The 5,144-nt window shown below is 47.6% G+C and carries 3 protein-coding genes; all 3 read left to right on the top strand.

Annotated elements, in window-relative coordinates:
* The coding region (gene nifJ, locus JHC35_RS06775; RefSeq protein WP_295043313.1) for a pyruvate:ferredoxin (flavodoxin) oxidoreductase at positions 1-3,472 on the top strand (3,472 nt) is incomplete at its 5' end.
* Complete coding sequence (locus JHC35_RS06770) at positions 3,472-4,467, top strand: dihydroorotate dehydrogenase-like protein (RefSeq protein WP_295043311.1); 996 nt, start codon at positions 3,472-3,474, stop codon at positions 4,465-4,467. The genes nifJ and JHC35_RS06770, both read left to right, overlap by 1 nt.
* A gap of 7 nt (positions 4,468-4,474) precedes the next feature.
* On the top strand, positions 4,475-5,122 hold the full coding sequence (locus JHC35_RS06765; protein ID WP_295043308.1) for a MarC family protein: 648 nt from the start codon (positions 4,475-4,477) through the stop codon (positions 5,120-5,122).
* Positions 5,123-5,144 lie beyond the last annotated feature (22 nt).

The following is a 5,144-nucleotide window of genomic DNA, read 5'->3' as shown; positions in this document are numbered from 1 at the left end:
TCCCTCTTCTGTTATGGGTGAGTTTAGTGATCTTTACAGTTCTAAGGGGCAAAAGAATATCTTTGGCAGTGTCCCTGAAGTATTTGAAATGCAAAGTGAAGGTGGGGCAAGCGGTACGGTTCACGGATCGCTGCAAAGCGGTGCATTGACCACCACGTTTACCGCTTCGCAGGGGTTGTTGCTCATGATTCCCAATATGTATAAGATTGCGGGAGAGCTCAATGCAACCGTCTTTCATGTCGCTGCCCGCTCTCTGGCGGCACAAGGACTTTCGATATTCGGAGATCATCAGGACGTCATGGGGGTTCGGCAGACCGGTTTTGCGCTGTTGGCATCCAATTGTGTTCAAGAGGCACATGATTTTGCCCTCATTTCTCAAGCGGCATCTTTGCGTTCTCGTATCCCGTTTCTCCATTTTTTTGACGGCTTTAGAACCTCCCATGAGGTGAGCCGGATAGAAAAGCTGAGTGATGATGTTCTCAAAGAAATGATCAACACCGATTTGGTCAAGGCACACCGAAATCGTGCTTTGAGTCCTGATCATCCGGTATTGCGCGGTACGGCGCAAAATCCAGATGTCTATTTTCAGGGTCGTGAAAGTGTCAACCGCTACTATCAGGCGCTACCAAAAATACTCCAAGAGGAGATGGATCGTTTTTCCAAGTTGAGCGGACGAACCTACCGTTTGTTCGATTACGTGGGAGAGCCTGATGCGACGCGGATCATTGTTTTGATGGGTTCAGGCGCGGAAGCGGTGGAGGAGAGTGTTGGCGTTTTGAACGCACGAGGAGAAAAAGTCGGGGTGGTCAAAGTCCGTCTACCACTCCCGTTTGATGCGAAGGCGTTTATCGCGTCGCTTCCCACTACGGTCGAAGCGATTGCGGTGCTGGATCGCACCAAAGAGCCCGGAAGCATCGGCGAACCTCTCTATCATGATGTGGTGTGTACGTTGTTTGAACACAGAGAATCACTCCCTTTTTCGATGCCTCGTATCATCGGAGGACGCTACGGTCTCTCTTCCAAAGAGTTTACCCCTGCCATGATTTGGGGAATTTATGCCGAACTGTCGAAACAAAAGCCAAAAAATCACTTTACTATTGGGATTAATGATGATGTCACGTTCACCTCTTTGGAGTATGACGCTGATTTTGTTCTCGAAAAACCTGATCAGTTCCAAGCGGTGTTTTACGGTCTAGGATCGGACGGAACGGTAGGGGCAAATAAAAATACGATCAAAATCATCGGAACCGAAACCGATCATTACGCCCAAGGGTATTTCGTTTACGATTCCAAAAAATCGGGTTCGATGACCATATCGCATCTACGGTTTGGAAAAGAGCCGATCAAATCGACGTATCTGATCCAAAAAGCCGATTTTGTTGCGGTGCATCAGGCAGTATTTCTCGAAAAACTCGACCTTTTAGAGATTGCCAAAGAGGGGGGAGTTTTTCTGCTCAACACGCCGTATCCCAAAGAAGAGGTCTGGAACCATCTGCCGCGTATCACTCAAGAGAGAATCATTTCTAAAAAGCTCAAATTTTATGCCATCGATGCTTACAAGGTAGCGCATGCCTCGAATATGGGACGGCGGATCAATACGGTGATGCAGACGTGCTTTTTCGCCATTAGCGGAATTCTTCCCAAAGAAGAGGCGATGGCAAAGATCAAAGGCTCTATCCAAAAAACCTACGGCGCAAAAGGGGACGTGATCGTCCAGAAAAACTATGCCGCCGTCGATGCGACGCTCGAAAATCTCTATGAAATCGAGGTGCCATCACACAGTGAGAGCCACTTGGAATTAACAGGCGCTCTAAAAGGGGTAATGTCTCCGTTCGTTCGTGAAGTGATCGGAAAGATGAGTGCTTTTAGAGGCGATGAGATACCCGTATCTCAAATGCCCGATGATGGCACCTGGCCTACTGGGACAACGCAGTATGAGAAGCGTAACATCGCACAGGAAGTTCCGATGTGGGATCCCGACACCTGTATTCAGTGTAATAAATGTGTTTCGGCGTGTCCCCATTCGGTGATCCGATCGAGTGTTTTTGACGCTTCACTCCTCGCTAACGCTCCGGAAGGGTTTATCGCTAAAGCGGCGAAGGGAAAAAATTTCGCAGAGAACGAGGTGTTTAACATCTCCGTCTCGATCGAAGATTGTACCGGATGCGCACTGTGTGTTGAAGTGTGTCCGGCGAAAAACAAATCCCAAACCAATCTCAAAGCGATTAACATGATGCCGCAGCTCCCTTTGCGCGAATCGGGAAGCAAACAGTGGGATTTTTTCCTCAGCTTGCCGAAAATGGATCGCTCCAAGCTCGATCATGCGAATCTCAAAGAGTCGCAGTTTCTCGAACCGCTGTTTGAATTTAGCGGAGCCTGTCCGGGTTGCGGAGAGACACCGTATGTGAAACTCGCTTCTCAGCTTTTCGGGGATCGGATGGTCATTGCCAATGCGACAGGATGCAGTTCGATCTATGGGGGAAATCTGCCGACGACACCGTGGCGCAAAAATGATGAGGGGAGAGGTCCTGCCTGGTCGAATTCGCTTTTTGAAGATAACGCCGAATTTGGACTTGGATTTAGGTTGGCTATTGATTCGCATACACAGCGTGCACGCTCGTTGCTGGAGGATTTGAGAGAGCAGATTGACCCTTATCTCGTTGAAGATTTGTTAAGTGCCGATCAACATGAGGAGACACAGATCAACGCGCAACGTAAACGGGTCGAAGCGCTCAAGATCGTATTGGAGCGTTTGGAGAGCGTGGAGGCGAAAACGCTCCTTGATTTAGCCGATTATCTCGTTAAAAAATCGGTTTGGATCATGGGTGGTGATGGCTGGGCGTACGATATCGGCTACGGAGGATTGGATCATGTCCTCGCCAGCGGGAAAAACGTCAACATTCTTGTTCTGGACACGCAGGTCTATTCGAACACCGGCGGTCAGCAATCCAAAGCAACCTTTACGGGGGCGGTGGCAAAATTCGCCGCAGGGGGTAAAGCAGGACTTCCCAAAGACCTCGCAGCAATGGCCATCGCGTATGAAAATGTCTACGTCGCCAAAGTCGCGATGGGAGCCAACGATACGGCGACGATCAAAGCCTTCATCGAAGCCGAGCGGTATGATGGACCATCGATCATTATTGCTTATTCACACTGTGTAGCGCACGGCTATGATTTACGCTACGGTTTCGATCAGCAAAAACGGGCCGTTGACAGCGGTTTGTGGCCAATTTTTCGATTTAATCCCGACAAAATCAAAGAGGGTGAGAATCCGATGAGCCTCGATTACAAGGGGCCGAAAATCGATGTCAAAGATTTTATGTACCGTGAAACCCGCTTTAAGATGGTCGAAAAAATGAATCCCAATTCGGCAGCGACCTTTCTTCAAACCGCATCCCATACCGCGCAATCGCTCTATGAACGCTACCAAAATCTTCATACGTACTATCAGCCCACCAAAGAGGAAGAATAATGCAACTCTCAACCACGTTTTTAGGATTTGACCTTAAAAATCCCCTGATCGCGAGTGCTTCGCCACTCACTGCATCCTTGGAGAGTATCAAAAAGCTCGAAGACAACGGTATCGCTGCCGTGATTATGCACTCTTTGTTCGAAGAGGAGATTACCCACGAAATCCATCAGATTGACCATTTTTTACATATCCACAGCCATTCACACGCCGAAGCGACCACGTATCTGCCCAGTGAGGTCGATTTTGATAATCTCCAAGCGGATCATTATCTCGAAGAGATTCGCAGGATCAAAGAATCGGTCGCACTCCCCCTCATCGCAAGCCTCAATAGCGTCAGCGCAGGAGGCTGGGTAACGTATGCCAAAAAGATCGAACAAGCGGGCGCGGATGCGTTGGAACTCAACATCACCTACATCCCCACTTCGATCGATATGAGAGGCGACGAGGTGGAGCAACGCTATGTCGATACCGTGGCTTCTCTCTCACAGCATCTTACTATCCCTCTTAATGTGAAGATGAACGCTTACTTCTCGAATCCTGCCAACATGGCAAAACGGCTTGTAAATGCGGGGGCGAGAGGGATAACGCTTTTTGATAATCCGACCTTGGCGGATGTTGATTTGGAGCTCCTCACCGCGTTGCAAAAAGCGAATATCACCTCCTCGTACAACCTTAGCGAAACCCTCCGATGGTGCGCTATTTTGTACAACAAAATCTCGTGTAGCCTTTGTGCCAATACGGGGATTCACAGCGGCGAAGACGTACTCAAAACCATCATGAGCGGAGCCGATGCGGCGGCACTGGCGTCCGTATTGTTGATCAAAGGAGAGGGTGAAATTCAAAACATATTAACCACTATGACTGAATGGATGGAGAAGCACGAGTATGAATCGATTGAACAGATGAAAGGGTCGATTTCATTGCTTCACACCGATAACCCATCCGCGTATGAGCGTAACTCTTACATGTACGCTTTACAGCATTATCGAACTTAGAGTGAATATGGATATTTTGTATTTCGGTTATGTGCAAACGCTACTGCATGAGACGGTGGGATTGGTCACGATCCTTAATCCGGTAGCGGCAGCGGCGATTATGATATCTTCATCACCCTCTGGATTGACGAAAGAAGATGCTGGTATAATCGGAAGAAAAACGGCAATAACGGTACTGATAGCTTCATTATTGACCGTCTTTTTTGGAAACCTCATTTTCGAACTTTTCGGGATCAATACTTCTTCCATCATGGTTATTGGTGGGATTGTTTTACTTCTAATGTCCGTTCATATGGTTCAGGGAAAGATAGCGCATGTCAATCACTCGATTGAAGAGTCCGAGGATACTATCAATAAAGAAAATATATCGGTTATTCCCATTGGTATCCCAATCTTGTTTGGTCCAGGGGTGATCTCTACATTGATGATCTTTAAAACAAATAGTATCGATTTTATTGAAATCGTTTTGCTAGTATGCGCGGTTACAATTTCGACACTCATCGTTTATATCACTCTCAAAAATGCTATTTTACTCACTAAAGTTTTAGGGGTAACAGGTCTTAAGGTCTTGACTCGGATTATGGGGCTTGTCGTTGGAGCCATCGCGGCGCAGTTTATTATCCATGGCTCTAAAGTACTCTGGCTTTCGACCTAATATATCATCTTGTTTAAAAGAT

The organism is Sulfuricurvum sp., assembly GCF_022759005.1.
Classification (GTDB): Bacteria; Campylobacterota; Campylobacteria; order Campylobacterales; family Sulfurimonadaceae; genus Sulfuricurvum.
The sequence above is the reverse complement of the archived record's forward strand: the minus strand, read 5'-3'. Positions and strand labels throughout refer to the sequence as shown.

Coding starts and splice junctions, on each gene's coding strand:
- JHC35_RS06770 (WP_295043311.1), top strand. CDS start 3,472: ATGCAACTCTCAACCACGTTTTTAGGATTTGACCTTAAAAATCCCCTG.
- JHC35_RS06765 (WP_295043308.1), top strand. CDS start 4,475: ATGGATATTTTGTATTTCGGTTATGTGCAAACGCTACTGCATGAGACG.